The organism is Pelosinus sp. sgz500959 (assembly GCF_042610375.1).
Lineage (GTDB): Bacteria > Bacillota > Negativicutes > DSM-13327 > DSM-13327 > CTSoil-075.
In genome coordinates this window covers 115,343-139,516 of record NZ_JBGJZL010000008.1, presented here as the reverse complement: position 1 = coordinate 139,516, position 24,174 = coordinate 115,343, and the positions used below count along the sequence as shown (strand labels likewise).

Below are 24,174 nucleotides of genomic sequence, written 5' to 3'. Positions count from 1 at the left end.
TTATGAAGAAAATAATTATTGCAATTGATGGACCGGCTGGAGCGGGAAAAAGTACAGTTGCTCAAATTGTTGCTCAACGTCTTCAGTATGTTTATATTGATACTGGAGCTATGTATCGATGTATTGCTTGGAAAGTATTGCAAGATGGTTTAACTGCTGATGATGAAGCGGCCATCGTAGATATTGCACGTAACATTAGCATTAAACTAATGTATATTGATGGAAAAACTCAAGTGTTTGTTGATAAATGTGATGTTACAAATGCCATTCGTAATCCTGAGGTTTCTCGTATGGTACCAGAAGTCGCTCAATTTGCTGTTGTGCGAGAGGCTATGGTTGCTCTGCAACGTCAGATGGCCGAGCAGGGTGGAGTTGTAATGGATGGTCGTGATATTGGTACTCATGTGTTACCGAATGCAGAAGTGAAAATCTTTCTAACCGCGTCCATTGAGGAAAGGGCACAGCGTCGTTGGCGCGAATTGACAGATAAAGGTTTTAGTGTTAGCTTAGAAGAACTTACGAGTGAGATTGCCGATCGGGATAAAAAGGATTGTGAGCGTGAGATATCACCCTTAATTCAAGCAACTGATGCAATATTGATGGATACCACTGCTCTCTCTATTGAGCAGGCAGTCAGTGAGATCTTGGCAATTTGTAAGGAGCGATAGAACGTTGTATAGTTTAATACAAAAAATACTATATTATTTTTTCAAACTATTTTTTCGCTATGAAATCATTGGCGCAGAGAATATACCTGTGAGTGGTGGCGCAATTATTGCAGCAAATCATATTAGCTTGTGGGATCCTCCTGTTGTAGGTGCAGGTACGATTCGACCTATTCATTTTATGGCTAAAGAAGAATTATTTGCGGTCCCTCTGTTGAAGTGGATCATTACTAAGATCAATGCTTTTCCTGTACGGCGTGGCGCTGCTGACCGTACAGCGATTCGTTATGCCATTGATTTACTTAAAAAAGGTGAGATTCTTGGACTTTTTCCTGAAGGAACACGTAGTAAAACTGGTCTGCTAGGCAAACCTGAGCCTGGAATTGCGATGATTGCCCTCAAAGCTGGGGTGCCTATCATCCCTGCGGCTATTATTGGCACCAATAAAATCGGTAAAGATGGCCACATATTGCCGAAGTTTATTATAAAATATGGCAAGCCAATTATTGTAGCTGAAGGAAAGGCTGATAAAGAGATGATGGAAAAACTTGGTGCTACCATTATGCAAGAAATTTCATTTTTATTAAAATAAAGATCATTGTAATATAAAGAATCTGTTTTACTCGATGAGATAGACTCTTGTAGGAGTGTTGTATGTGAAGATAATAGCGGCTGAACATCGTGGTTTTTGTTACGGTGTCAAACGTGCAGTAGCAATGGCAGAAGAATGTATTGGTAAACCTGGTGAGATACATACACTTGGACCCATTATTCATAATCCGCAAATGGTGAAACATTTATCAGATAAAGGAATTGATGTGGCCAATGAGTTATCTGAGATCAGTGATGGCAGTACGGTAATTATTCGGTCTCATGGTGTAGGACCTGAGGTGTACAAAGAAGCTGAAGTTAAAAAATTAAATGTGATGGATGCAACTTGTCCTCACGTAAAAAAAGCCCAGCAAGCTGCTCAGCAATTATTAAAAGAAGGCTATACTGTTGTTGTTGTGGGTGAAAAACATCATCCAGAGGTTAAAAGTATCATCGAATGGTCGGATAAGACGGCTTTGGTGGTAGAGACCGTGGATGAAGCAAAGGAATTAGCGTTTATAAATCGGTGCGGCATAGTCGCGCAGACTACCTTTGTCAGCGAGGTTTTCCAAGAAATTCTTGATGTTTTAAAAAATAAGTGTAATGAGCTAAAAGTTAGTCGCACTATTTGTACAGCGACTGATCTTCGCCAACAAGCTGCTTTAGAGCTGGCAAGTACAGTAGACCTAATGATTGTTGTTGGAGGGAAAAATAGTGCCAATACGACACGATTGATGCAACTTTGCAGCGATGCTGGTCGTAGGGTATACCATATTGAAACAGCTCAAGAATTAGCACTGGAAGATTTTCAAGGAATCGAGACTGTAGGGATTACTGCAGGGGCATCGACGCCAGATTGGATTATTGAGGAGGTTTATAAAAAAATGGAAGAATTTAATGGACTCATTGATAATGGAGTAAAAAAACTGGAGCAAGATAGTATTATAAAGGGTACTGTTGTAGGGATTCGTCAGAAGGAAGTTTTTATTGATATTGGTTATAAAGCTGAAGGAATTATTACAGTCGATGAACTGGCATATCCAATACCAGAAAATGCAACTGATATCGTAAGTAATGGGGACATCATTGATGTCTATATAGTAGATGCTGAGAGTCAGGATGGCGTAATTAAGCTGTCAAAAGTTAAAGCCGATCAAATTCTAGCTTGGGATAAATTAGAGTTGGCATTATCTCAGAAAAAAGCTGTTGAAGGTAAAGTATTAGAAGCTGTAAAAGGTGGTTTAAGAGTTGCTGTCTTTGGTATCCAAGGATTTATTCCAGCATCAATGGTAGAACTTCAATTTACAGAAGATTTATCACCATTTGTTAATCAAACATTGCAGCTTGTACCAATCGAAGTGGATCGGATTACGAAGCGGGTTGTATTATCACGTAAGATTCTACTTGAAGCCGAACGTCACCGTCAGGAAGATGAACTTTTTTCGACTTTAGCAGTTGGGCAAGTGTTCACAGGAAAAGTACGACGTATTGTTGATTTCGGCGCCTTTGTGGATATCGGTGGTATCGATGGATTAGTTCACATTTCTGACTTATCTTGGCATCGTGTTAAGACTCCTCATGAGGTTGTTAGTATTGGTGACGAAGTAAAAGTCATTGTGCTAAAAATTGATCCAAATGGAAAGCGAATTTCCCTTAGTTTAAAACAAGTTGGACGTGATCCTTGGCTTGATGTAATCGAACAATTTTCAATCAACATGATCACCACTGCGAAAATTAGCAAAATCACTACCTTCGGAGCTTTTGCAGAACTTGTACCTGGTGTTGAGGGTTTAATTCATGTATCTGAAATGTCTGAGCAAAAAATTCAAAAAGTAGAAGATGTTGTAAGCGTTGGCCAACAAGTCACTGTGAAAATTATGGACATTAACAAGGAAAATAAACGGATTGCTTTGAGTATCAGTAAAGCGCAACAAGAGGTTGAACGAGCTGAATTCTCTGGTTATTTGAGTACGCAAGAAAGTACAGGACTTACTCTCGGTGATAAATTTGCTCATTTATTTAAGCGACAGGACTAGGGAGATGAAAGGGTGCGCCAATCAAGGAAATTAGATCATTTAAAATATTCTTTATCACTGGCAGATGGTCCTGGTGCAAATGGTTTTGCTGATATTACACTTGTACATAATTGCCTGCCCAATTTAAAGTGGGATGATATTGACATTTCCAGCTCAATTGCTGGTATACCCATTAATAATCCATTAATTATTAATGCGATTACGGGTGGTGCTAAGGATGTTACACGGGTGAATGGACAAATTGCAGAGTTTGCTTGTTTAACAAAGACGGCAATGGCTGTTGGTTCTCAATATGCAGCCCTTGAAGATCCAGAAGTAAAGCAATCATATAAAATTGTTCGTGAAAAAAATCCTGATGGCGTTATTTTTGCTAATTTAGGCGCTTATGCAACTCCAAACCAAGCTAAATTGGCGGTGGATATGATTGATGCTCAAGCCATTCAAATTCACTTAAATGTAGCCCAAGAACTGATTATGGCAGAAGGTGATCGAGACTTTTCAGGTTACTTGACCAATATTGCACACATTGCTGAACAAGTTTCTGTTCCAGTTATTGTGAAAGAAGTCGGTTGTGGTATTGGAAAAGAACAAGCTCATTTATTAGCTGAGATAGGGATTAAAGCGATTGATATTGGTGGTATGGGAGGAACTAATTTTTTAGCTATTGAAGGTGCTCGCAGCCAATTATCGATCAGTCAAGAACTCTTATCCTGGGGGATTCCAACGGCAATCAGTGCTATTGAAACAATGTCCGTCCTGCCGAAAGAGTTGGATATGATGGTTTCAGGTGGTGTGCGTACACCCCTTGATGTCGTAAAATCTCTTGCATTAGGTGGTAATGCGGCAGGAATAGCCACCCCAATCATTAGAATGTTATATGAAAAAGAACTTGAAGATGCCGTGAGTTGGTTTAACCATTTTTTACATGAAATTAAATGCTATATGTTGTTATCAGGGGCTAAAAATGTAAACAATGTAGCAAAAGTACCTGTAGTGATTACTGGTTATAGTCGCGAATGGTTATTGGCACGAGGAATTGATTTAACTAAATATGGAATTGTTGAAAAGCATGACTGATGTCATGCTTTTTTCGTATTTTTTTTAAAATAAGGGGGAAAAATAAGTTATAAAATATAACAGAGGTGAAAGATATGAATATGCCAATAGGAATGATGCTGCTATTGGTGGTTGGAGTCCTGATTTACTTTGGTATTGCCCACAGAATACTTGACAGAATGCGTTTGACTGATAAGCAAGCATTACTCTTTATTGCTGCTATTGTCGTAGGTAGTTTTATCGACATTCCTCTTATGGCGACTCCAATAGAGCTGAGTGTTAATGTTGGGGGAGCATTGTTACCTGCATTACTATCAATTTGGTTAATTATGAAGGCCGATGAATCAACTGAAAAAGTGCGTGCTGTGATGGCTGCGATTTTAGTGGCTGCATCAGTATCTCTTGGATCACGGTATTTACCATATGAACCAGAAAATATGTTTTTAGATCCAAAACTAATTTATGGGATATCCGCAGGTATGATTGCATATTTAGCTGGTCGTTCTCGGCGCAGTGCCTTTATTGGCGGGGTCTTAGGTATTGTTCTAAGCGATATTGTTCACATGATTACAATTATTAGATTGGGTATCCCAGGAACAACCGATATTGGTGGTGCTGGTGCTTTTGATGTGATCATTATAGCGGGTATTGTAGGTGTAATGGTAGCTGAATTAGTAGGGGAAACCCGGGAAAAATTGCAAGGCGGACCTATCTTGGGGGGCCATCGACCTGAAGGACTATATGAATTTAGTAAAGAACTTTCTCATAATAATCAAAAAAAACAAAATGAAATGAAAGAAAATGAAGTTCATTCTGATCATAAAGAAGAAAGAGGTAGAGGTGATAGGAATGAGTAAAATATGGAGAAGTGTGATTGTCTTACTAGTGTTTTGTAGCATGCTTACGCCTGGTTATACTCAAGAATCCATGAATCATGGCTACTTTTCCTTTGTTGATGAAAATGGTCATGTTGTTTATATCACTGGTTGGGAAGTACGAGTCGGCGACCAGTGTATCACAGAAAATAATAAGCGTTTTGAAGTTGTGAGTATTGAAGGCGAAGTTGCTCATGTTAAACTTTTAGGTGAGATCAATATGAGTCAATATGAACAACCTAGCAATCAAAATTTGCTCGGTATGTTACAACCGCGCCTTGCTAGGGCTCAAGGACGTGGTAAGGTTGCTTTCTATCATACACATTCTGATGAATCTTACGTTCCGACTGATGGCAAAGAAAGTATTCTAGGTGCTGGTGGCATTTATAAGGTAGGTGATGCCTTCGCCAGTGCTCTTAAAACCAATGGCATGGAAGTGATTCAGTCTAATGCCAAACATGACCCTCATGATAATATGGCCTATGAACGCTCGCGTCGTACCGTCGTAGAACTTTTAAAACAACAACCCGATGCTATTTTTGATATACATCGTGATGCTACACCACCTGAAGTGTATCAAACGACTATTAATGGTGAAGATGTGAGTAAACTACAGTTGGTTGTAGGTAAATATGGCGCAACTGGTAAACAAATTGAAGATTATGCTTTACAAATTAAAGCGGCTTCTGACAAACAACATCCTGGTCTGATCAAAGGGATATTTTTTGCCAAGGGCGGTGATTATAATCAAGATTTATTTCCTAAATCAATGTTATTAGAAGTTGGCTCTCATACAAATAGCCGCCAATCTGCTGAAAAAGGTATTGCCTTATTTGCCGATGTAATACCGACTATTTTAGGTAAAACAGGGGCATCTCCAGCGGCTGCGCCAGATGCTACAGCTGGAGAAACAGGGCTTGGTACTGCGGATGCAGGACCATCGGGTGCTAGTAAATCAATTGGTTGGATGGTGGGAATTTTTGTTGTTGGTATTGCAGCGTTTTTATTCTTGAGTACTGGTAGTATGAAAGAAGCAAAAGCAAAACTTAAGCAGTTCACCACAACTGAATTTGCTAATTTTTTTGGCCCTAGTTTAAAGAGGAAAAACGAACGTAAAAAAACAAATAATGAAAAAGATAAAGATTAGTATTGACGTAATACAATTATTTTCTCATAATATAAGTAGTGCCTCATTGAGTTTTGTAGTATTTATTAAAGTTAAGGTATTTTCTTTCAGATACCTAATATGAATACATCATAAATAAAGAGTGATGCTTTTTTCATCACTCTTTATTTGTTTGCAGGAAACAGATGAAAAATAAGGAATATATAGTGAGAGGTGAGAATTTTGGCGTATAGTGGTATTATTGCGCGCGTGCTACCAGATAGTATTGCTATTGAAGTGGGGTTAGAAGCAGGGGATCGTCTAATCACAGTAGATGGTGAAAATATCAGAGATATTATTGATCTAAGTTTTGCATTGGCAGATGAAAATGTAGAACTTTTAATTGAAAAAAACAATGGCGAACGGGAAATTCTAGAAATTGAGAAAGATTATGATGAAGATTTAGGAATTGAATTTGAAAGTGCCGTTTTTGATGGTGTAAGGCGATGTGCGAATCAGTGCATATTCTGTTTTGTTGATCAAATGGCACCAGGCATGCGAGAAAGTCTATATGTGAAAGATGATGATTATCGATTATCTTTTTTATATGGTAACTTTGTGACGTTAACAAATAGTACTCCTCAAGATATTGATCGAATTCGCAGACTTCACTTATCTCCTTTATACATTTCAGTACATACTACAAACGGTACACTACGTGAAAAGATGCTAAATAATAAAAATGCTGGAAAAATAATGGACCAATTGGACACATTGATTACGAGTGGCATTGAGATGCACACCCAAATCGTATTATGTCCAGATATTAATGATGGTAGCGAATTAGAAAAAACGATTGCTGATTTGTATGCTTTACATCCGAGTGTTCTATCGATGGCAATTGTTCCCGTAGGACTTAGCCGCTATCGTGAAAATTGCTATTCATTGCAAGTATTTACACCAGAGCAGGCACTTCATGTTGTGAAGATGGTCAATACATGGCAAGAAAAATGTCGTAAGAAAAGTGGTACATCATTTGTATATTTATCCGATGAATTTTATCTGTCTGCGGGCCAGCCTATTCCTGAATATGATGTTTATGATGGTTTTCCCCAATTAGAAAATGGTATTGGTTTGATTCGAAATTTTCTTCATGAGTGGGAAGAAGAATCAATGATAACAACTGGTTATGAAACTCCTCATCACCTTGATGTCTTGTGTGGTGTATCTGCAGAAAAGATCATAGGACCTTTATTGGATGCGGTGAAAATCCCTAATTTGACAATTCGTGTTTTGCCTGTTGAAAATAATTTTTTTGGTACTGATATCACTGTCAGTGGTCTGCTTACAGGCCAAGATATTCTTGCGACCTTAGCACAAACCGATGGAGTACGGACAGGAGTTATTATTCCTGGCACAGCTTTACGAAAAGGTGAAGGGATATTTTTGGACAATATGCTTCTTGAGGAATTAGAACGTCATGCTGGTATTCCCGTACGTGCTGCATATGGTGCTGAGGATTTGAGGCAATTATTACAAGCATGGAGGTAATTCTATGGCTGATTTGGGGCTAATTCAAGTGTATACTGGTAATGGTAAAGGGAAAACTACTGCTAGTATGGGTTTGGCATTTCGATCATGTGGACATGGCTTTAAAGTTTGTATGATTCAATTTATGAAAGATAATACAGAGTATGGTGAGTTTAAAGCCAGTCAGTATTTACCTGGATTTGAACTGATTCAAGTTGGGCGCAATGATTTTGTCAATCTTGAAAATCCTGAAGAAATTGATAAAAAACTAGCAACCCAAGGATGGGAATTAGCGAAGTCTATTATCTTATCTGGTGAATATGATGTTGTGATTCTTGATGAAATTAATGTGGCTATCGCTTGTAAGTTAATCAATGTAAATACAGTGGTGAGTTTTCTTACGGAAGATTGTAAGTCTCTAGATAAAAAACCAGAGATCATCTTGACAGGACGGTATGCTCCTAAGGAGATTATTGACATTGCTCATTTAGTTACTGAAATGCAGGAAATTCGTCATAATTTTTCAAATGGAATAGAGTCTCGTCAAGGGATTGAGTTTTAGAGTAAGTGAATTAGTAGAGTATAGGAGATAAAAATATGAGTAAACCAATTATAGCGATTGTTGGACGTCCTAATGTGGGTAAGTCGACTTTATTTAATTACATAGGCGAAAAAAGGGTCTCGATTGTAGAAGATATGCCTGGAGTGACTCGTGATCGTATTTATCTTGATGCAGAATGGCTTGGTCATGAATTTACAATGATTGATACTGGCGGTATTGAAATCGAATCAACAGACAAAATTTTAACTGCCATGCGTTATCAAGCTAAGTTAGCGATTGAAGAAGCCGATGCGATTGTATTCATTGTAGATGGCAAAGTTGGACTGACTTCGGCAGATGAAGCTGTTGCCATTATCTTGCGTAATACCCGTAAGCCGGTTATTGTAGCTGTCAATAAAGTTGATAACATGCAAAAAGCCAATGAAATTTATGAGTTTTATAATTTAGGACTTGGTGATCCAATTGCAATTTCTGCGGCAAATGCGTTGAATATTGGTGATTTACTTGATGAAATTGTTAAATGTTTACCGAGTGAAGAAGTTATCGAAGAAGATAGTGAAGAGATTAAAGTTGCTATCATCGGTCGGCCTAATGTCGGTAAATCTTCATTAGTGAATCTTTTGGTTGGTGAAGAACGAGTCATTGTCAGTGATGTAGCAGGTACGACTCGTGATGCAATCGACACGCATTTTGTCAAAGATGATACTTCTTTTAAATTGATTGATACTGCTGGTATGAGACGTAAGGCTAAGGTTGAATTACCTGTTGAACGTTATAGTGTTATGCGTGCATTGCGGGCTGTTGATCGTTCTGATGTTGTCTTAATGGTCATCGATGCAGTCGATGGTGTTACTGAACAAGATAAAAAAATAGCTGGTTATGCCCATGATGCAGGTAAAGCTTGTGTTATAGTTGTTAATAAATGGGATCTTGTTGAAAAAGATAGTAAAACAACTCTTCGATATACGGAAGAGATTCGTACAGAATTAGCATTTATGCAATATGCACCTGTATTATATGTTTCAGCTCTGACAAAACAAAGAGTATCGCGAATTACCGAATTAATAAAATTTGTGTCGGAGCAACATAATATGCGTGTTTCTACAAGTGTTTTAAATCAAGTGATTGAAGATGCAATATCAATTAATCCTCCGCCATCTCAACATGGTAAACGCTTGAAAATATTTTTTACAACCCAACCGACAGTTAAACCGCCAACGTTTGTCTTTTTTGTTAATGAACAAGAAACGATGCATTTTTCCTATCTGCGCTTTTTAGAAAATAAGCTGCGAGAAAGTTTTGGTTTTGAGGGTACGCCTTTGAAATTAGTGGTTCGTGGACGTAAAGAAGAAGATTAAAAATAATAGGGGGAAGAGAGTGATAAAATGGATTATATAATAATCACGATATTTGGTTATCTGATTGGCTCGATTCCCAATGGACTCATTATTGGTAAGCGACTCTATGATGTTGATTTAAGACAGTTTGGCAGTAAAAACATTGGTGCCACCAATGCTTTTCGTACTCTCGGATTATGGCCAGCATTTTGGGTGTTTTTGACTGATGCAGCGAAAGGCATCATTGCCGTATATTTGTCAGATATGATAGTTGGTACACCCATTGCTTTATTATTGGGTGGTATTGCTAGTATCGCTGGTCACAACTGGTCAATTTTTTTGAATTTTACAGGCGGACGAGGGGTTGCAACTGGACTTGGAGTCATCGCTGTATTGGTTCCTAAAGTAACGATACTCATCTTTTTAATTTGGGCAATCATTGTGTATGCTACTCGTTATGTATCCTTAGCATCGATTGTTGCGGCTGCATTAGTGCCAATTTTTATGTTCATGATGGGAGAACGAATTGAATTTTTATATTTTGGCATCATTGCCGCCTTGTTTGTTGTTGTTCGGCATAAGCCTAACATCGAGCGATTACTTAAGGGGCAAGAATTAAAAATCAAATTAGGTACAATGGTAACAGAAAACAAAAAAGAAAAATAACGATATAACACAAAAAAGACTTGGCCTTGGCCAAGTCTTTTTTGTGTTATATCAGAAAGTATAATACTTTTGCTGGCCTAGGCAAGTAAAATGGACCTATAGAAAGAATACTCTAGTATTTTTCTTTGTGTAATATTATTAGCAGCATGTCATATATTTATAAAGATGAATTTACTATTTGTAAATTACTTTTTGAAATACTACGAATTTTGTTCGATTTAGAGTCTGCTTTAAGGGAGGGATGACTGCGGGGTAACAGCGTGCCTTACTATATTACATGAAGCGCAGTTATGGGGAGGGAAAGAGTGAATGGAAAAATTTGATCTATTTAGAGATATTGCCGAACGTACTGGCGGTGATATTTATATTGGCGTTGTAGGGCCGGTACGTACAGGTAAATCAACTTTTATTAAGCGATTTATGGAAACTATGGTGTTACCTAACATTATCGATCCCTATGAGAAAGAGCGGGCTAAGGATGAATTGCCACAAAGTGCTGCTGGCAAAACTATTATGACAACAGAACCTAAGTTTATTCCAAATGAAGCAGTCGAAATTAATGTGAAAGATAATATTAATGTTAGAGTCAGAATGGTTGATTGTGTAGGTTATACTGTTGATGGTGCCTTGGGTTATGAAGAACAAGATGGTCCGCGTATGGTACTCACTCCTTGGTTCGATCATGAAATTCCTTTTCAAGAGGCTGCAGAAGTAGGTACACGAAAAGTTATTGCTGAGCATTCTACCATTGGACTTGTCATAACCACTGATGGTAGTGTGACTGATTTATCACGGGAAAAATATGTGCCATCTGAAGAAAGAGTCATCAATGAATTGAAAGAATTACAAAAACCATTTTTAGTCGTACTTAACACTTGCCGCCCATCTGCAAAAGAAACACGGGAATTGATTGCCAAACTCGAAAATGCATATGATGTACCTGTTATTCCTGTTGATTGCGCTCAATTAAATTCTGATGATATCTATGCCATTTTACAAGAAGTACTTTATGAGTTTCCAGTAAAAGAAGTTAATATTACCTTACCTAAATGGGTAGAAGAACTAGAAACAGCTCATTGGCTGCGAGGTAAATTTGATGGAGCAGTACGAGAAGTTGTACAATACGTAAGGCGACTTCGCGACATTGACAAAGCCATCGATGATTTATCAGGGTATGATTTTATAGCCGATGTCATTTTACATGATATGGATCTTGGTAATGGTATTGCTGTTGTTGAGATCACAGCAAGAAATGATTTGTTCTATCAAGTATTAGAAGAACTAACGGGTTTTACCATTTCGGGTGAGCATCATTTATTACGACTGATGCAAGATTTATCAGTGGCAAAACGGGAATATGATAAGATAGCCGACGCTCTTGAACAAGTGCGTCAAACAGGGTATGGTATCGTATCTCCACAACTCGATGAAATGGTATTAGAAGAGCCTGAGATTATTAGAAATGGTAATCGATTTGGGGTAAGACTTAAGGCTTCTGCTCCTTCGCTGCATCTCATTAGAACAGATGTGCAAGCTGAAATTTCACCAATCATTGGCAGTGAAAAACAAAGTGAAGAACTTATTCAATACTTAATGAGAGAATTTGAGGGTGAACCAGAAAAGATTTGGCGTACCAATTTATTTGGAAAATCCCTCAACTCCTTAGTACGTGAAGGTATTCAAAATAAACTAGCCAGTATGCCAGAAAACTCGCAAATGAAATTACGTGATACACTGCAAAAAATTGTTAATGATGGTAGCGGTGGATTAATTTGTATCATTTTTTGAGTAAAAAATTAGCCAATCTTTACAGATTGGCTAATTTTTTATTATTTATACTTGTTTTTTATCATATATTAATGCTATAATGTCTTCTGAGAGTAGATAAACATCCATATGTGTAATACTGAAAGGGGATTAAGCTGTGATTGGTCAAAAAGCTGTATTTTTTTTAGTTCGAGAAGAAATTTTACCTGAAGCAATTAAGAAAACAATTAAAGTCAAAGATATGTTGAAACGTGGTGAAGCACGTACAATTAACGAAGCTGTAGAAAAAATGGAATTAAGCCGTAGTGCTTATTATAAATACAAAGATTATGTATTTCCTTTTTATGAAGCAAGTAAGGAGAAAATTATTACTCTAGCACTATTGCTAGAGCATAAGCAAGGAGTATTGTCAAAAGTTCTCAATACGATTGCTTATGATCGTGGTAGTGTATTGACAATTAATCAAGGCATACCATTACAAGGTGTCGCCAATGCTACGATTTCAATTGAAACGGCTGAATTAGCCATTGATTTAGAAGCTTTGTTAGATAAAGTTAGAATGATAGAGGGTGTAAAGAGGTTGGAAGTCTTAGGCCAGGCCTAAAAGGAGGAATTATCATGGAAAAAGTAATCAATGTTGGTTTATTAGGTATGGGAACCGTCGGGACTGGTGTTGTTAAAATATTAACACGAAACGCCCATGATATTTTACAAAAAGTTGGCATGTCTGTCAATGTAAAAAAAATTATGGTACGTCAGCTTGATAAACCTAGAACTGTAGAAAGCAATGCTGAATTTACTACAGATATTGAAGATATTCTTAATGATAAAGAAATTGACATTGTTGTTGAATTGATGGGTGGCATGGAGCCGGCTAGAGAATATATTTTGCGTGCGTTACGTGCTGGTAAACATGTTGTTAGTGCAAATAAAGATGTTGTAGCCAAATTTGGTCAAGAAATACTGGAAGTGGCTGCCGAACATAAAGTCGATTTTTTATTTGAAGCCAGTGTAGCTGGTGGAATTCCAATTATCAGACCGCTGAAACAATGTCTAGCTGGGAATAAAATTAGCGAAGTTGTAGGAATTATTAATGGTACAACAAATTATATGCTCACTAAAATGACTAGTGAAGGTCTCGATTTTAATAGTGTGTTAGCCGAAGCCCAGGCCAAAGGGTATGCGGAAGCTGATCCAACTGCTGATGTTGGAGGATTTGATGCAGCCCGTAAAATCGCAATTTTAGCATCCATTGCATTTAGTAGCAGAGTTTCTATTGATGATGTTTATGTCGAAGGCATTACAAATATTTCGAAAGAAGATATTGGTTATGCTAAAGAACTGGGATATGTAATCAAGCTATTAGCGATTGCAAAAGATGATGAGCGTGGTATTGACGTACGCGTACATCCGGCATTTATTTCCACAACTCATCCTCTTGCTTCTGTAAATGATGTTTTTAATGCCATTTATATCAAAGGTGATGCTGTAGGTGAAACTATGTTTTATGGTCGTGGTGCTGGAGAAATGCCAACAGCTAGCGCTGCAGTTGCTGATATTATTGATGTGGCTCGTAATACTAAGCATAACGCAAATAGCCGTATTTTATGCACGTGCTTTGAAAATAAAAGTTTTTGTCCTGTTGAACAAACTGAATCTCCTTACTATATCCGATTGTTAGTTCAGGATAAGCCTGGTGTTTTAGCGGCGATCGCTGGTGCCTTTGGTGCTCAGGAAGTGAGTTTACATTCAGTTATTCAAAAAAGTAAAGTCGCAGATTGTTCAGAACTTGTGTTGATTACCAATCGAGTTGTTGATGTAAGTTTACGCTCGGCAATTAATACATTGATTGGTCTGCCAGTCGTTAATAAAGTTTGTAATGTAATTAGGGTCGTTGCAGATCATTTGGATTAATGATACCTGATGAGATGGGAGAGGGAATATGTCAGTATCTGTAAAAGTTCGTGTGCCAGGAACGACAGCCAATTGTGGACCGGGTTTTGATGCAGTGGGGATAGCTTGTACGATTTATAATGATTTGGAATTAACCTTATCGACAGAAGGTAGCTTGGTTATTGAAGTAGAAGGTGAGGGAGCAAGTCTTATTCCGACTGATGATAAAAATATTGTATGGCAAGTCATACAAAAGGTATTTGAAAAAGTGGGAAAACAGTATCAAGGTATTCATATTAAAATGAATAACCAAATTCCTTTATCTCGTGGTCTCGGTAGTAGTGCGGCTGCGATTGTAGCTGGGCTTTTTGCAGCGAATGTGGCAACGGGTAATACTTTAAGCAAAGATGACCTTCTAGATATGGCGACAGCTATTGAAGGGCATCCAGATAATGTTGCACCTGCAATTTTTGGTGGTATTACTACGAGTGTAGTAGAGGGGAAAAAAGCGCGTTATTTGCGTTTTGTGCCACCTGCAAAATTGAACATGATCGTTGCAATACCAGATTTTAATTTGTCAACTCATGCAGCGCGCCAAGTACTGCCAGAAACCGTTCCATTTAAAGATGCAGTTTTCAATATTAGTCGAACAGCCCTCGTTATAGGTGCTCTATGTCAAGGGGAATTTCAACATTTACGTTATGCCCTAGCAGATAAAATTCATCAGCCTTATCGAGAACATTTAATTCCCGGTATGGGGCAGGTATTTGATGCAGCGTTAGAGAAAGGTGCACTTGGGGTAGCATTAAGTGGTGCTGGACCGTGTCTAATTGCTTTTGCTCAAGATCGTTGTGAAGAAGTTGGCTTTGGGATGGTAGAGGCCTTTGCGAACAATCAAATTTCTGCCAAGTATCTGGTGCTGGATATTGATACAGAAGGTGCAAGAGTAATTGATTAATTTTTTCTAAAACATTGACATAATGCCATAAAAAAGGTAAAATAGATTTTGTCAGTCGGGGTGTGGCGCAGCTCGGTAGCGCGTCTGTCTGGGGGGCAGAAGGTCGCAGGTTCAAATCCTGTCGCTCCGACCAGTAAATCCAGTACTCGTAAGGATTTAGATCACTATTTTATGTTAACTTGCGTCTTATGGTTAAAATTAGTGGACAAAATTAATAAATGTACATTGTAGAAGGGCATACTAATTGTTAGTATGTCCTTTTTTGCTTTGTGGGATTTTTAAATTATTAAGGATATTTTGCATAACATTAGCTGTTTGTTTTTCGGTTGATTCTAAAGAATGAATATATGTTTTCATTGTAAATGATTTATCGGCATGTCCTAATTTTGCGGATACGCTAGCAATATCAATACCACCTTTCAAGAGATAGCTGCCAGACATATGACGGAGTAAATGTGGGCTCATCTTAGAGATGCCGTTATTCTCACAGAATCGTCTAATAAATCAATTAAAAGCATGTGGGTGACCTACAGAGCCATCAGCTTTTGTAAATACCCATTTATCTGCAGATGTTGGATTGGCATCAAGGGGAACTATCTTCTGACTTTTACAACGCCGCTTGAAAGAAGCATCCACTTCATTCTTCCAACGTAATAATAAATACATAACATCTTCTGGCGCAGACAGTTTGCGATAGCTGCTATCACTTTTAGTATCTTTCTCAAGAAGTCCTGTATTGCGAACATATACAATGGCTCGCTCTATGGATATTGTATTTTCGTCAAAATTTACATCTTGCCATTTTAAACCGAAAATCTCTTCGCGTCTTAATCCTAAAGTGAACGCTAATAAAATCCAAAGCTGATGTTTTGCTACATCGCATTTATCTAATTTATTAAAAAAGTTGATAGTTCGATTTCATTTAGTATTTTCTTGCGAGTTTTTGCTCGTTTAGGTTTTGTAACATCATTACATGGGTTATTAATGAGTAACTTCCACTTAACGGTAGCACTTAGCAGGACGTTTAATAAAGTAAAATGTTGTCTGATAGTATTGGGGCTAAAAGGTTCATCGCCTTGCGCTGCAGTCGGTTCACTTAATTGGTCTATAAATTCTAAAATATGCTTAGGTAGTATTCTATCAATACGTAGGTGTCCAAGGCCTGATTTAACACGTGTAAAAAGATAATCATTATGTGATTGCTAAGACACAACGTAGCAAAGGGGAGTCATGTATTAGTGAACTATCTAACCCTATAATGGGCGGTGCACCTTCTCCTACATAATAAATATGATGAAAAGATTTTTAATAGGTCTACTCTACGAAAATGGTGCAGCAAGCCGAACCGGTTTAGCTGCACTTTTGCTTATCCTGTTGCCAATGTTGGTATTACTAGTGCTTACAGGGTACATGATTGTAGCCGAAAAGGACTTTGTAAAATACGATAGTTATATAGGCGCAGCAGAATGGCTTATCACAGTAGGTACTGGCCTGCTTGGATACAACAAAACAATTACATTAAAAAATAATGGGGGTAATCAATAATGACTGAAGAAGAATTAGCTTATGAAATTGCAAAAGGGATTGGAGTAACTAGCATAGAGGGGAAATATGGTAGCGTGACATGCTCTACAGCAGGAGACTATCCTTCTATGGGTATTTCCCAGTGGGAAGGCCTTAATGGAGGTAGAGGTGATACTTTACTTAGTTATATTGATGGTGGGGACTATTTTGCAGGACGTACCTATTCGGATATTAAAGGTAATGGAGAAAAAGGTGACTTATCTTCATTACTTGATTCCCCACAAGGGCAAGAAGCGCAAAATATTATCCTTGCACAGGATTGCTTAGAAATGTACATTCCTGAATTGAAAAAAGTGCCAGGCCTTGAAGGAAAGTGCTTGATATATGCAGGGATGTGGTGTCCTACTAGTCACAGCACAGTTAGACGATTCTTGCAGAATCGCGCTGACGAATATGATCTTACCGATCTCGAAGTATTACGAGATATTTTCCGCGATCAGTACTATATTGCAGCATCAGTGAGCGAAGAAAATGCTGAAGGATATGCTAATAGAGCAGATACTACCTATGATTATGTAGTAGGGCTTGATATGTAATGGCGTCTAACCTCGTCAATAATCACTTGCAGGGCATCGTAGACAAAGATAAAAATAACCACCTGTCAAAACGTCCTCATGATGTAAAAATCATCGAGGGCGTGGCAGGTGGTTTTTATGATGAAATTGAGAAATTAAGAGAAAGAAGGTATTCAAAATGGAAAAAGTAAAGGAGTATGTAAATGAAAACAAGAAAAATATTATCATTGCTGTTGTGTTGTTTGTTGGCGTTATCGTTGCCTACAATGTGTTCAGCGCAGGTAATGTATCAACTGACAGAATCACATCTAACACAGTTAGAGAACAACTTGAATCAGTTGGAGATCAACAACAACGAGCAGGACAGACAATTACAACAAGCCAATCAATTACTACAGAAATCCAACGATCAAATAACGTTATTAGATCAACAAATAGAGAAATTGAATCAACAATTAACAATAGCCAACAACTCAATAAATCAAGCGCAGATTGCATTAAAGACAGCCAACGAATCCTTCGAGAAGCTAGAGCAAGCAGAAAAGTCGAAAATTAGATCATTGACTTTGCAACGAGATCTTAGTTTTATTGCTATTGGTTATCTATTAATTAAAAAATAGTTTTAGTCCGTCTTTCCTTAATTGGCGAGACGGACTTTTTTTATGTCTAAAAATAGATAAAATGTTATAATATTCTTAAAAGTTAAGTCGGATTAGTAATTTATTGTGTCGCAAGAGAAAAATGAGATATATGAAAGATGTAAGACAACTCAACAAATAGTAATTTGATGTACAGGTTATTTAATAATCTTTCAGACAAAACATAACACAAAAAGTCGGGAACAACCGCTTGGAAAGAGATAAGATATATGTACAGACAGGGGTGATGATTATGGGATGGATTGAAGGAATCAGTGAAGCTATAAACTATATTGAGGAGAATATCACTGAAGAAATCGCAATAGAAAATATTGCAAAAAAAACATTTATGTCTCCGTTCTATTTCCAAAAAGGCTTTGCAATGCTTTGTGGTTTTACGGTCGGAGAGTACATCAGACAACGTAGACTTACCCTTGCCGGCAGTGAGCTTGTTTCCACTGATGAAAAAATCATTGATATTGCACTGAAATATGGCTACGACTCACCGGATAGTTTCACAAAAGCTTTTACTCGATTTCATGGTGTCACACCTACTGCTGTTCGAAAAGATGGAGCAATGATTAAATCGTTTGCTCCGCTGAAAATCAAATTTTCATTGGAAGGCGGTTATATTATGGATTACAAAATTGTTGAAAAAGATTCGTTTACTGTCATGGGCGTGTCAAAGGTGTTTAAATATGATATTGCAACTACAAAAATTCCACAGTTTTGGACAGAGCATTATCAAACAGGAAAGGGGAAATTTGTATGCGGAATGTACGGAGTTTGCATAGATGAAAGTATGGGTTCAAATGAGTTTGAATATTTGATTGCAGACAATTACAATCCATCTATAGAAATACCTAATGGTTTTGTTACAAAGATTATTCCTAAACACACGTGGGCTGTTTTTGCTTGCAAGGGCGCAATGCCGAAATCTCTGCAAGATGTGAACAGAAAAATCTTCTCGGAATGGCTGCCTAGTTGCAAGGATTATGAAATTGCAGCAGGTTACAATATTGAAATGTACACCAATCTGGCTGATTATCCGCAAGGCAATCAAGATGAAAACTACTACAGCGAAATTTGGATTCCTGTTTTAAAAAAAATAACTACGTAAAAGAGAATAATTCGGAGTTCATCAAATTCCAATTTGTAGATTTGATGTAACATAATTTTAGATTCAGTTCTGTCGTATATTTCATATTTTACGTCATAACAGTCACAAAATAGTAGTACCATTTTTGATTTATAGTTGATTGTAAATGGTAAATACTGTCTTGTGGCTGCTTTTTACATTAATCGTTGCCGTACCCCTCTTACTCATAATAGGGTAGACGGCTTTTTTATTTATGAAAATGAATAATATAACCATAATTTGATTATTAATAATATTTATTTACTAATAATATTTATTGTTGTATAATACATTTATTGAATTTCAATAATTATCCTGTAATGTGTTAATGATAAGATATATATAAAAGATATGAAAAGGTAAATTATGGATACTGCAAAAGAATGGCGGGATTATCCAATTGTAATTTTTGCTGGAATCTTAGTACTATATACTGTCAGTAAGTCGGTTATTGCACTATTAAATTGAAAGCATCGTCCTAATAATTAAATTAGGATGATGCTTTTTATCTTCATTTTATGGTTGGCGTCGGTTAATTTTAGAGATATGTAAATATTATCCTGGGTACCAGGTGGTTTAGTTGTTGCGTATTTAATATATTTTGCAGTTAGGGAGTGATTTATAAGTGGAACGTATTTTTGAGTCAGAAGATAAGTTAAAAGCATTTATCAGCGAAAATGTTATTACCACGATGGAAGCAGCCGAGATTTTAGGTTGTTCCAGGCGAAATATTGATAAGCTAGTGCAAAAGGGAAAGTTGATTCCGGTCAAGCAAACATTACGTGATAAGTTGTTTTTGAAAAATGATATATTGGATCGGATTGAAAAATAGTACAGCAGCGCAATTAAAAATATTGTGATCAGTGTAAATAAGTAAAGCTGTCTAATTTTGATATCTGAAAGCGAAGCCCCTATCAGGTCATAATTGACTTGGTAGTTTTTTTTATTTATAAATAAGAAAAATATTTTTAGGAATTCATTTTTACAAAATTTTCAACTATTTATACATATAATAGATAAATAGTGAAAATATTAAGGATGTGTGGCATGGAAAAACAAATCACTATTGATGAGAACCGAATCTTGATAAAATTGAATGGTAGAATGTATCTTGAGGACTCTGTAATTTTAAGACAAGAACTGCTGGGGTATCTAGATGAGAAGTATAATAAATGTATTGTTGATATGAGTGCCGTAAATTATATTGATGCTTCAGGGATTGGGACCTTGGTTGCGCTCCGCAATCAATCTCATTGTTTAGGAGGTAGTCTTAAAGTTGCGGGATTAAAAGGTATAGTCAAAGAACTTTTTAAAATAACGCGGTTTGAAGAAAGTTTTACAGAATAAAAGAGAATATAATAGATGTAAAGAAATTAATCACCTGCCAAACTGGTAATAATGATATGCCAAAGGCAGGTGGTTATTTTGACATTAGTAGGTATCTTTCACTTTTTAATCTGCAAGGGATTAATCTACACTTACTTTTCTTTGATTCTCGATCACTCTGATTACTAACGTCACTAGTAGGCGCGCTAATTTGGGACTTGCTTGATAACTATCTTTTGGTAATTAACTTTACTCACCTCTTTACCGTGTAATACTAGCCCTTGAATATTAGTAGCATTTAATATCACTTCTTTTACACAGGATTCCCGCAAGGTAATAAAAAATACCCAGCGGGAGGCTGGGTAGACACAATCGCTGTTTTAGTTTATTATTATCAGTGATTAGCAGTAAAAATACTGCACCTTACGGTGTGTTTTAAGGTGCAAAAACATGTTCAAAACTGATAAAATAATTATAAAGCAAGATGATGTAATAGGTGAAAGGTTATTGATTTTAATGGGCTGGATGGCTTTTACGTATCCGTAATGTTTAGTAAACTAGACGTAAATTCCTGTCTGGGGGGCAGAAGGTCGCAGGTTCAAATCCTGTCGCTCCGACCAGTTCATTCATATATACAGAGAACTTCTCCTACATCAGAATTTTGATGTAGGAGTTTTTGCTTTAATAAAAAAGGGGTTATGATATGGAAAAATTAGAACAAGAACATTGCCAATCGACTGTGATAAAAAAAGGTCTCTACCGCCACTATAAAAATAAATTATATGAAGTTTTGGATGAGGCGACGCACAGTGAGAGTCTTGAAGTCATGATTATATATCGGGCTTTATATGGGAATTATGGTTTGTGGGTAAGACCCAAAAAAATGTTTCTCGAAGAGGTCTTATACGAAGGTGTGAAAGTTCCAAGGTTTTCTTATCTCGGTGAAAATGGCGAGAGTCTGATTTGTTTTGAATGGAGTGGAAAAAAGAGCTACTAACATGGCTAGTAGCTCTTTTGGACTAAATTATTATGTATAAAATTATTTAGTCGCAAAGCGATTTTCTTTTGCCTTTTTCGCTGCTTGTTTGGTCGCGTAGAACTGAGAACTTTTAGTTGCGGTTTTCATGTTCTTATAGCTATCTTTATCAGAAATTTTTCCCATACAATCACCTCCATATGTAAAGTATTTCCCAACATATTTTGATTCATCATCAATGTGAGAGGAAATCAGTTTGTGCATATACTATATTACTACGATACGATATCAGGGTGCCACCTTTATTTACAATAAATGATGAAATTTGAATTAAGAAAGACAATTTGAAATGACTTGGTCATCGGATCATTTTAATAGCAGGAAATTTACTGGGAATCGACGAATGATACTATAATGAATAGTATGGAAAGACCGGCAATGATATTGAGGTGAATGAAATGAGTGCATTACACGAGATACAAAGTACAGTACAAAAAACGGCGGAAGCTATTTCAGATGTTTTGAAGATTGAAGTAGAAATTGCCGATGTCAATCTTGTTAGAGTGGCTGGCACTGGTCAATATAAAGAGCAGTGTGGACATGTTATGTTAGATGGGTTTGTTTATCGGCATGTACTAAACACAGGTAATACAGTGGTGATTGAAAATCCAGGATATCACGATCTTTGTCATCCGTGTCCTCGGCGTGGACAGTGCTTTGAAAGTGCGGAAATGGCCTCTCCTATTATGCTGGAAGGAAAACCTGTTGGTGTGATTGGATTGGTGAGTTTTGACCCTATACAAGCTGAACGTTTACTTGATAATAAGGAATGGATGCTTCAGTTTATTGTTAAGATGGCAGAACTCATTGCGGGTAATTTGACGGGAAGGGTAATTGATGAAATACCAGTTCAGCCACCTCTGAATTTGGATAACTTGGAGAAAGATGCGATTGTTAAGGCTTTGGCTGAGGTTTCTGGTAATGTACGCAGCAAAGATAAAGCTGCCAAATTATTAGGTATCAGTCGTGCAACTTTGTACCGCAAAATCAGAGAATATGAGATTATATAAAAATTTTTATATAGAATATATAAAAGAGTAGACAACTGTCTCAAAATGAGATAGAATAAGTTCAAGAAATAAAAATTCTATTTAAGTTATCCATTGAAAATTTTTATCTAAGTTTATATAGTAAAATTTTAATTATGAGCAGCGGCGCTCTAAAAAAGGAAGTTTCATTCCTTTTTTAGAGCGCTTTTTTATTTGCAGAATCAGAAAATAGTTCAATTTTCCGTTCTGGCAAAAGCAACTAAGATTTTAGCCTATATTACAGTTTGGCGTAATCCGAGTTTACTTTAAGAAAGAAGGTGATTAGATTTTTATCATTAATAAATATTTTAAAAAAAATAGAAATAAAATAATGGAGGAATCAAATTATGAGTACATCAAAAAATACTCATCCCGTGGATGAAAAATTACCTTTCGGTCAATTGTTCTTATATGGTCTGCAACATGTATTAGCTATGTATGCTGGTGCTGTCGCAGTGCCCCTCATTTTAGGGAATGCTTTGGGACTGGGCAAAGAACAAATTATTTACTTAATCAATGCAGATCTATTTACTTGCGGAATTGCAACATTAATTCAAACCTTAGGATTTTGGAAAATGGGCATTAAAATTCCTGTGATTCAAGGAGTTACTTTTGCGGCGGTAACGCCAATGATTCTGATTGGAAAAACCCATGGTTTAACAGGTGTATATGGTTCAGTTATTATCGCTGGTATCATAACTTTTTTAGTGAGTCCTTATTTTAGTCGTCTGATTCGTTTTTTCCCCCCTGTAGTGACAGGTTCGATTATTACGATTATTGGTGTGTCCTTGCTGCCAGTTGCTGTACGATGGGCTGGTGGTGGCGTTCCAAGTGCGAAAAATTTTGGTGATATGCAGTTTATTGGTCTTGCATTCGTTGTTCTAGCACTCGTTGTTTTCTTTTATCGTTATTTTAAAGGATTTTTGAGTAACATTGCTGTTTTATTAGGTCTCATTGCAGGTCTATTACTAGCCATTCCATTTGGATTAGTAAATTTTTCGGGTGTAACAACAGCGGCATGGGTTGGAGTTACTACACCTTTTGCTTTCGGTATGCCTACCTTTGATGTTCCTTCGATTATCGCCATGACACTTGTTATGTTGGTTGTTATGACAGAAACAACAGGTGATTTTATTGCGATCGGTGAAATTGTTGATAAGCCTGTTACCCAAGAGGATTTAACGAGAGGACTACGGGCTGATGGTTTTTCCACTATGCTGGGTGGTATTTTAAATGCTTTCCCATATACTGCCTATGCTCAGAATGTTGGTCTCGTTGGTTTGACTCGTGTGAAAAGTCGCTATGTTGTAGCAGCTGCTGGCGGAATTCTTGTAGTCTTAGGTCTATTTCCTAAAGTCGCAGCCGTTGTTGCTTCTATTCCTACACCTGTATTGGGTGGAGCAGGTATTGCAATGTTTGGTATGGTTATGGCCAGTGGGGTTAAAACCCTTTCCAAAGTGAAATTTGAAGGGACTCATAATCTGATGGTGGTAGCAGTGAGTATTGCGGTAGGCTTAATTCCCTTAGCGGTACCTACTATTTATCAAAAATTTCCGATGGAACTACAAGTTATTTTAAATAGTGGAATTACTGTTGGTAGTGTTGTCGCAATCCTATTAAATGCTCTGCTGAATAAAGTAGATGCGGCATAAGCAAGTTGATATAGTGCAATAAGAATTTGTATCTATGGTTGGTCTGTCAGGAATGAGTTAGAGAACATTCCTGACGATTGCCGTTTATAATATTTCATGTAATTTATATAGAGTTTCAATCATGATATAGTGAGATAAACTCTATATAATAATTAATATGGATGAGTTAGTTTATTCTAGTTGCGTTATTAGTTGAAAATTTGTAATATTGAGAAA

The 24,174-nt window shown here is 37.0% G+C and carries 26 protein-coding genes and 1 tRNA gene; 24 read left to right on the top strand and 3 right to left on the bottom strand.

Annotated features, from left to right (window positions below):
- Positions 1 to 2: 2 nt before the first annotated feature.
- The 15 genes from cmk to ACAN52_RS13915 all read left to right on the top strand — a co-directional run bounded on the left by cmk (position 3) and on the right by ACAN52_RS13915 (position 15,174).
- The gene (gene cmk / locus ACAN52_RS13985) at positions 3 to 668 is read left to right on the top strand and encodes a (d)CMP kinase (protein ID WP_378955520.1); all 666 of its coding nucleotides are present in this window, start codon (positions 3 to 5) and stop codon (positions 666 to 668) included.
- A 4-nt stretch (positions 669 to 672) separates the two neighbouring features.
- Positions 673 to 1,257, top strand: a complete 585-nt coding sequence (locus ACAN52_RS13980) for a lysophospholipid acyltransferase family protein (RefSeq protein WP_378955519.1) — start codon at positions 673 to 675, stop codon at positions 1,255 to 1,257.
- Between the two features lie 64 nt (positions 1,258 to 1,321).
- Positions 1,322 to 3,292, top strand: a complete 1,971-nt coding sequence (locus ACAN52_RS13975) for a bifunctional 4-hydroxy-3-methylbut-2-enyl diphosphate reductase/30S ribosomal protein S1 (RefSeq protein WP_378955518.1) — start codon at positions 1,322 to 1,324, stop codon at positions 3,290 to 3,292.
- A gap of 12 nt (positions 3,293 to 3,304) precedes the next feature.
- Positions 3,305 to 4,369 (top strand): type 2 isopentenyl-diphosphate Delta-isomerase, encoded by a 1,065-nt coding sequence (gene fni / locus ACAN52_RS13970; protein WP_378955517.1) that lies wholly within the window; start codon positions 3,305 to 3,307, stop codon positions 4,367 to 4,369.
- Positions 4,370 to 4,443: 74 nt separating this feature from the next.
- Positions 4,444 to 5,205, top strand: coding sequence for a DUF1614 domain-containing protein (locus ACAN52_RS13965; RefSeq protein ID WP_378955516.1), 762 nt, complete (start codon positions 4,444 to 4,446; stop codon positions 5,203 to 5,205).
- Positions 5,198 to 6,370: a stage II sporulation protein P gene (gene spoIIP, locus ACAN52_RS13960; protein ID WP_378955514.1), complete on the top strand. Its 1,173-nt coding sequence runs from the start codon at positions 5,198 to 5,200 to the stop codon at positions 6,368 to 6,370. Before ACAN52_RS13965 ends, spoIIP begins: the two co-directional genes overlap by 8 nt.
- A gap of 192 nt (positions 6,371 to 6,562) precedes the next feature.
- Entirely contained in the window at positions 6,563 to 7,879 is a 1,317-nt protein-coding gene (locus ACAN52_RS13955) for a DUF512 domain-containing protein (protein ID WP_378955513.1), read from the top strand.
- Between the two features lie 4 nt (positions 7,880 to 7,883).
- Positions 7,884 to 8,420, top strand: a complete 537-nt coding sequence (locus tag ACAN52_RS13950) for a cob(I)yrinic acid a,c-diamide adenosyltransferase (RefSeq protein ID WP_378955512.1) — start codon at positions 7,884 to 7,886, stop codon at positions 8,418 to 8,420.
- A gap of 35 nt (positions 8,421 to 8,455) precedes the next feature.
- On the top strand, positions 8,456 to 9,778 hold the full coding sequence (gene der, locus ACAN52_RS13945) for a ribosome biogenesis GTPase Der (RefSeq protein WP_378955511.1): 1,323 nt from the start codon (positions 8,456 to 8,458) through the stop codon (positions 9,776 to 9,778).
- Between the two features lie 27 nt (positions 9,779 to 9,805).
- Complete coding sequence (plsY, locus tag ACAN52_RS13940; protein ID WP_378955510.1) at positions 9,806 to 10,423, top strand: glycerol-3-phosphate 1-O-acyltransferase PlsY; 618 nt, start codon at positions 9,806 to 9,808, stop codon at positions 10,421 to 10,423.
- A gap of 309 nt (positions 10,424 to 10,732) precedes the next feature.
- Positions 10,733 to 12,211 carry a stage IV sporulation protein A gene (gene spoIVA, locus ACAN52_RS13935; protein ID WP_378955509.1) on the top strand — a complete coding sequence of 493 codons (1,479 nt, stop codon included), beginning with the start codon at positions 10,733 to 10,735 and terminating at the stop codon, positions 12,209 to 12,211.
- Between the two features lie 136 nt (positions 12,212 to 12,347).
- Positions 12,348 to 12,794, top strand: coding sequence for an ACT domain-containing protein (locus ACAN52_RS13930; protein WP_378955508.1), 447 nt, complete (start codon positions 12,348 to 12,350; stop codon positions 12,792 to 12,794).
- Between the two features lie 14 nt (positions 12,795 to 12,808).
- A complete protein-coding gene (locus ACAN52_RS13925; protein WP_378955507.1) occupies positions 12,809 to 14,104 on the top strand; it encodes a homoserine dehydrogenase in 1,296 nt (431 codons plus the stop codon).
- A gap of 28 nt (positions 14,105 to 14,132) precedes the next feature.
- Positions 14,133 to 15,041, top strand: a complete 909-nt coding sequence (gene thrB, locus ACAN52_RS13920) for a homoserine kinase (RefSeq protein WP_378955506.1) — start codon at positions 14,133 to 14,135, stop codon at positions 15,039 to 15,041.
- A gap of 56 nt (positions 15,042 to 15,097) precedes the next feature.
- Positions 15,098 to 15,174, top strand: a tRNA-Pro gene (locus ACAN52_RS13915).
- Positions 15,175 to 15,281: 107 nt separating this feature from the next.
- Here ACAN52_RS13915 and ACAN52_RS13910 read toward each other — a convergent pair.
- Both ACAN52_RS13910 and ACAN52_RS13905 read right to left on the bottom strand, forming a co-directional pair.
- Positions 15,282 to 15,542: a tyrosine-type recombinase/integrase gene (locus ACAN52_RS13910; protein WP_378955644.1), complete on the bottom strand. Its 261-nt coding sequence runs from the start codon at positions 15,540 to 15,542 to the stop codon at positions 15,282 to 15,284.
- Between the two features lie 3 nt (positions 15,543 to 15,545).
- Positions 15,546 to 15,950, bottom strand: a complete 405-nt coding sequence (locus ACAN52_RS13905) for a site-specific integrase (protein WP_378955643.1) — start codon at positions 15,948 to 15,950, stop codon at positions 15,546 to 15,548.
- 381 nt (positions 15,951 to 16,331) lie between these two features.
- On the opposite strand from ACAN52_RS13905, the gene ACAN52_RS13900 reads away from it, so the two are divergent.
- From ACAN52_RS13900 to ACAN52_RS13870, 7 genes are all read left to right on the top strand, one after another.
- Positions 16,332 to 16,586 (top strand): hypothetical protein, encoded by a 255-nt coding sequence (locus ACAN52_RS13900; protein ID WP_378955505.1) that lies wholly within the window; start codon positions 16,332 to 16,334, stop codon positions 16,584 to 16,586.
- Positions 16,586 to 17,161 carry a hypothetical protein gene (locus ACAN52_RS13895; protein ID WP_378955504.1) on the top strand — a complete coding sequence of 192 codons (576 nt, stop codon included), beginning with the start codon at positions 16,586 to 16,588 and terminating at the stop codon, positions 17,159 to 17,161. Before ACAN52_RS13900 ends, ACAN52_RS13895 begins: the two co-directional genes overlap by 1 nt.
- 157 nt (positions 17,162 to 17,318) lie before the next feature.
- Positions 17,319 to 17,696, top strand: coding sequence for a hypothetical protein (locus ACAN52_RS13890; RefSeq protein WP_378955503.1), 378 nt, complete (start codon positions 17,319 to 17,321; stop codon positions 17,694 to 17,696).
- A 335-nt stretch (positions 17,697 to 18,031) separates the two neighbouring features.
- Positions 18,032 to 18,898, top strand: coding sequence for an effector binding domain-containing protein (locus ACAN52_RS13885; protein ID WP_378955502.1), 867 nt, complete (start codon positions 18,032 to 18,034; stop codon positions 18,896 to 18,898).
- A 643-nt stretch (positions 18,899 to 19,541) separates the two neighbouring features.
- Complete coding sequence (locus ACAN52_RS13880; protein WP_378955501.1) at positions 19,542 to 19,748, top strand: helix-turn-helix domain-containing protein; 207 nt, start codon at positions 19,542 to 19,544, stop codon at positions 19,746 to 19,748.
- A 215-nt stretch (positions 19,749 to 19,963) separates the two neighbouring features.
- The gene (locus ACAN52_RS13875) at positions 19,964 to 20,263 is read left to right on the top strand and encodes an STAS domain-containing protein (protein WP_378955500.1); all 300 of its coding nucleotides are present in this window, start codon (positions 19,964 to 19,966) and stop codon (positions 20,261 to 20,263) included.
- Between the two features lie 682 nt (positions 20,264 to 20,945).
- The gene (locus tag ACAN52_RS13870) at positions 20,946 to 21,239 is read left to right on the top strand and encodes a DUF1653 domain-containing protein (protein WP_378955499.1); all 294 of its coding nucleotides are present in this window, start codon (positions 20,946 to 20,948) and stop codon (positions 21,237 to 21,239) included.
- 42 nt (positions 21,240 to 21,281) lie between these two features.
- Here ACAN52_RS13870 and ACAN52_RS13865 read toward each other — a convergent pair whose 3' ends face one another.
- Positions 21,282 to 21,404, bottom strand: a complete 123-nt coding sequence (locus ACAN52_RS13865) for a hypothetical protein (RefSeq protein WP_378955498.1) — start codon at positions 21,402 to 21,404, stop codon at positions 21,282 to 21,284.
- Between the two features lie 272 nt (positions 21,405 to 21,676).
- Between ACAN52_RS13865 and ACAN52_RS13860 the strand changes: the two genes are divergently transcribed.
- Complete coding sequence (locus ACAN52_RS13860) at positions 21,677 to 22,288, top strand: helix-turn-helix domain-containing protein (RefSeq protein ID WP_378955497.1); 612 nt, start codon at positions 21,677 to 21,679, stop codon at positions 22,286 to 22,288.
- A 365-nt stretch (positions 22,289 to 22,653) separates the two neighbouring features.
- Positions 22,654 to 23,958, top strand: a complete 1,305-nt coding sequence (locus tag ACAN52_RS13855) for a nucleobase:cation symporter-2 family protein (RefSeq protein WP_378955496.1) — start codon at positions 22,654 to 22,656, stop codon at positions 23,956 to 23,958.
- The last annotated feature ends 216 nt before the right edge of the window (positions 23,959 to 24,174 follow it).

Excerpts from the sequence above, each read along its gene's own strand:
- cmk (WP_378955520.1), top strand. The coding sequence starts at position 3 with ATGAAGAAAATAATTATTGCAATTGATGGACCGGCTGGAGCGGGAAAA.
- ACAN52_RS13965 (WP_378955516.1), top strand. The coding sequence starts at position 4,444 with ATGAATATGCCAATAGGAATGATGCTGCTATTGGTGGTTGGAGTCCTG.
- spoIIP (WP_378955514.1), top strand. The coding sequence starts at position 5,198 with ATGAGTAAAATATGGAGAAGTGTGATTGTCTTACTAGTGTTTTGTAGC.
- ACAN52_RS13950 (WP_378955512.1), top strand. The coding sequence starts at position 7,884 with ATGGCTGATTTGGGGCTAATTCAAGTGTATACTGGTAATGGTAAAGGG.
- der (WP_378955511.1), top strand. The coding sequence starts at position 8,456 with ATGAGTAAACCAATTATAGCGATTGTTGGACGTCCTAATGTGGGTAAG.
- plsY (WP_378955510.1), top strand. The coding sequence starts at position 9,806 with ATGGATTATATAATAATCACGATATTTGGTTATCTGATTGGCTCGATT.
- spoIVA (WP_378955509.1), top strand. The coding sequence starts at position 10,733 with ATGGAAAAATTTGATCTATTTAGAGATATTGCCGAACGTACTGGCGGT.
- ACAN52_RS13925 (WP_378955507.1), top strand. The coding sequence starts at position 12,809 with ATGGAAAAAGTAATCAATGTTGGTTTATTAGGTATGGGAACCGTCGGG.
- thrB (WP_378955506.1), top strand. The coding sequence starts at position 14,133 with ATGTCAGTATCTGTAAAAGTTCGTGTGCCAGGAACGACAGCCAATTGT.
- ACAN52_RS13900 (WP_378955505.1), top strand. The coding sequence starts at position 16,332 with ATGATGAAAAGATTTTTAATAGGTCTACTCTACGAAAATGGTGCAGCA.
- ACAN52_RS13895 (WP_378955504.1), top strand. The coding sequence starts at position 16,586 with ATGACTGAAGAAGAATTAGCTTATGAAATTGCAAAAGGGATTGGAGTA.
- ACAN52_RS13890 (WP_378955503.1), top strand. The coding sequence starts at position 17,319 with ATGGAAAAAGTAAAGGAGTATGTAAATGAAAACAAGAAAAATATTATC.
- ACAN52_RS13885 (WP_378955502.1), top strand. The coding sequence starts at position 18,032 with ATGGGATGGATTGAAGGAATCAGTGAAGCTATAAACTATATTGAGGAG.
- ACAN52_RS13875 (WP_378955500.1), top strand. The coding sequence starts at position 19,964 with ATGGAAAAACAAATCACTATTGATGAGAACCGAATCTTGATAAAATTG.
- ACAN52_RS13870 (WP_378955499.1), top strand. The coding sequence starts at position 20,946 with ATGGAAAAATTAGAACAAGAACATTGCCAATCGACTGTGATAAAAAAA.
- ACAN52_RS13865 (WP_378955498.1), bottom strand. The coding sequence starts at position 21,404 with ATGGGAAAAATTTCTGATAAAGATAGCTATAAGAACATGAAAACCGCA.
- ACAN52_RS13860 (WP_378955497.1), top strand. The coding sequence starts at position 21,677 with ATGAGTGCATTACACGAGATACAAAGTACAGTACAAAAAACGGCGGAA.
- ACAN52_RS13855 (WP_378955496.1), top strand. The coding sequence starts at position 22,654 with ATGAGTACATCAAAAAATACTCATCCCGTGGATGAAAAATTACCTTTC.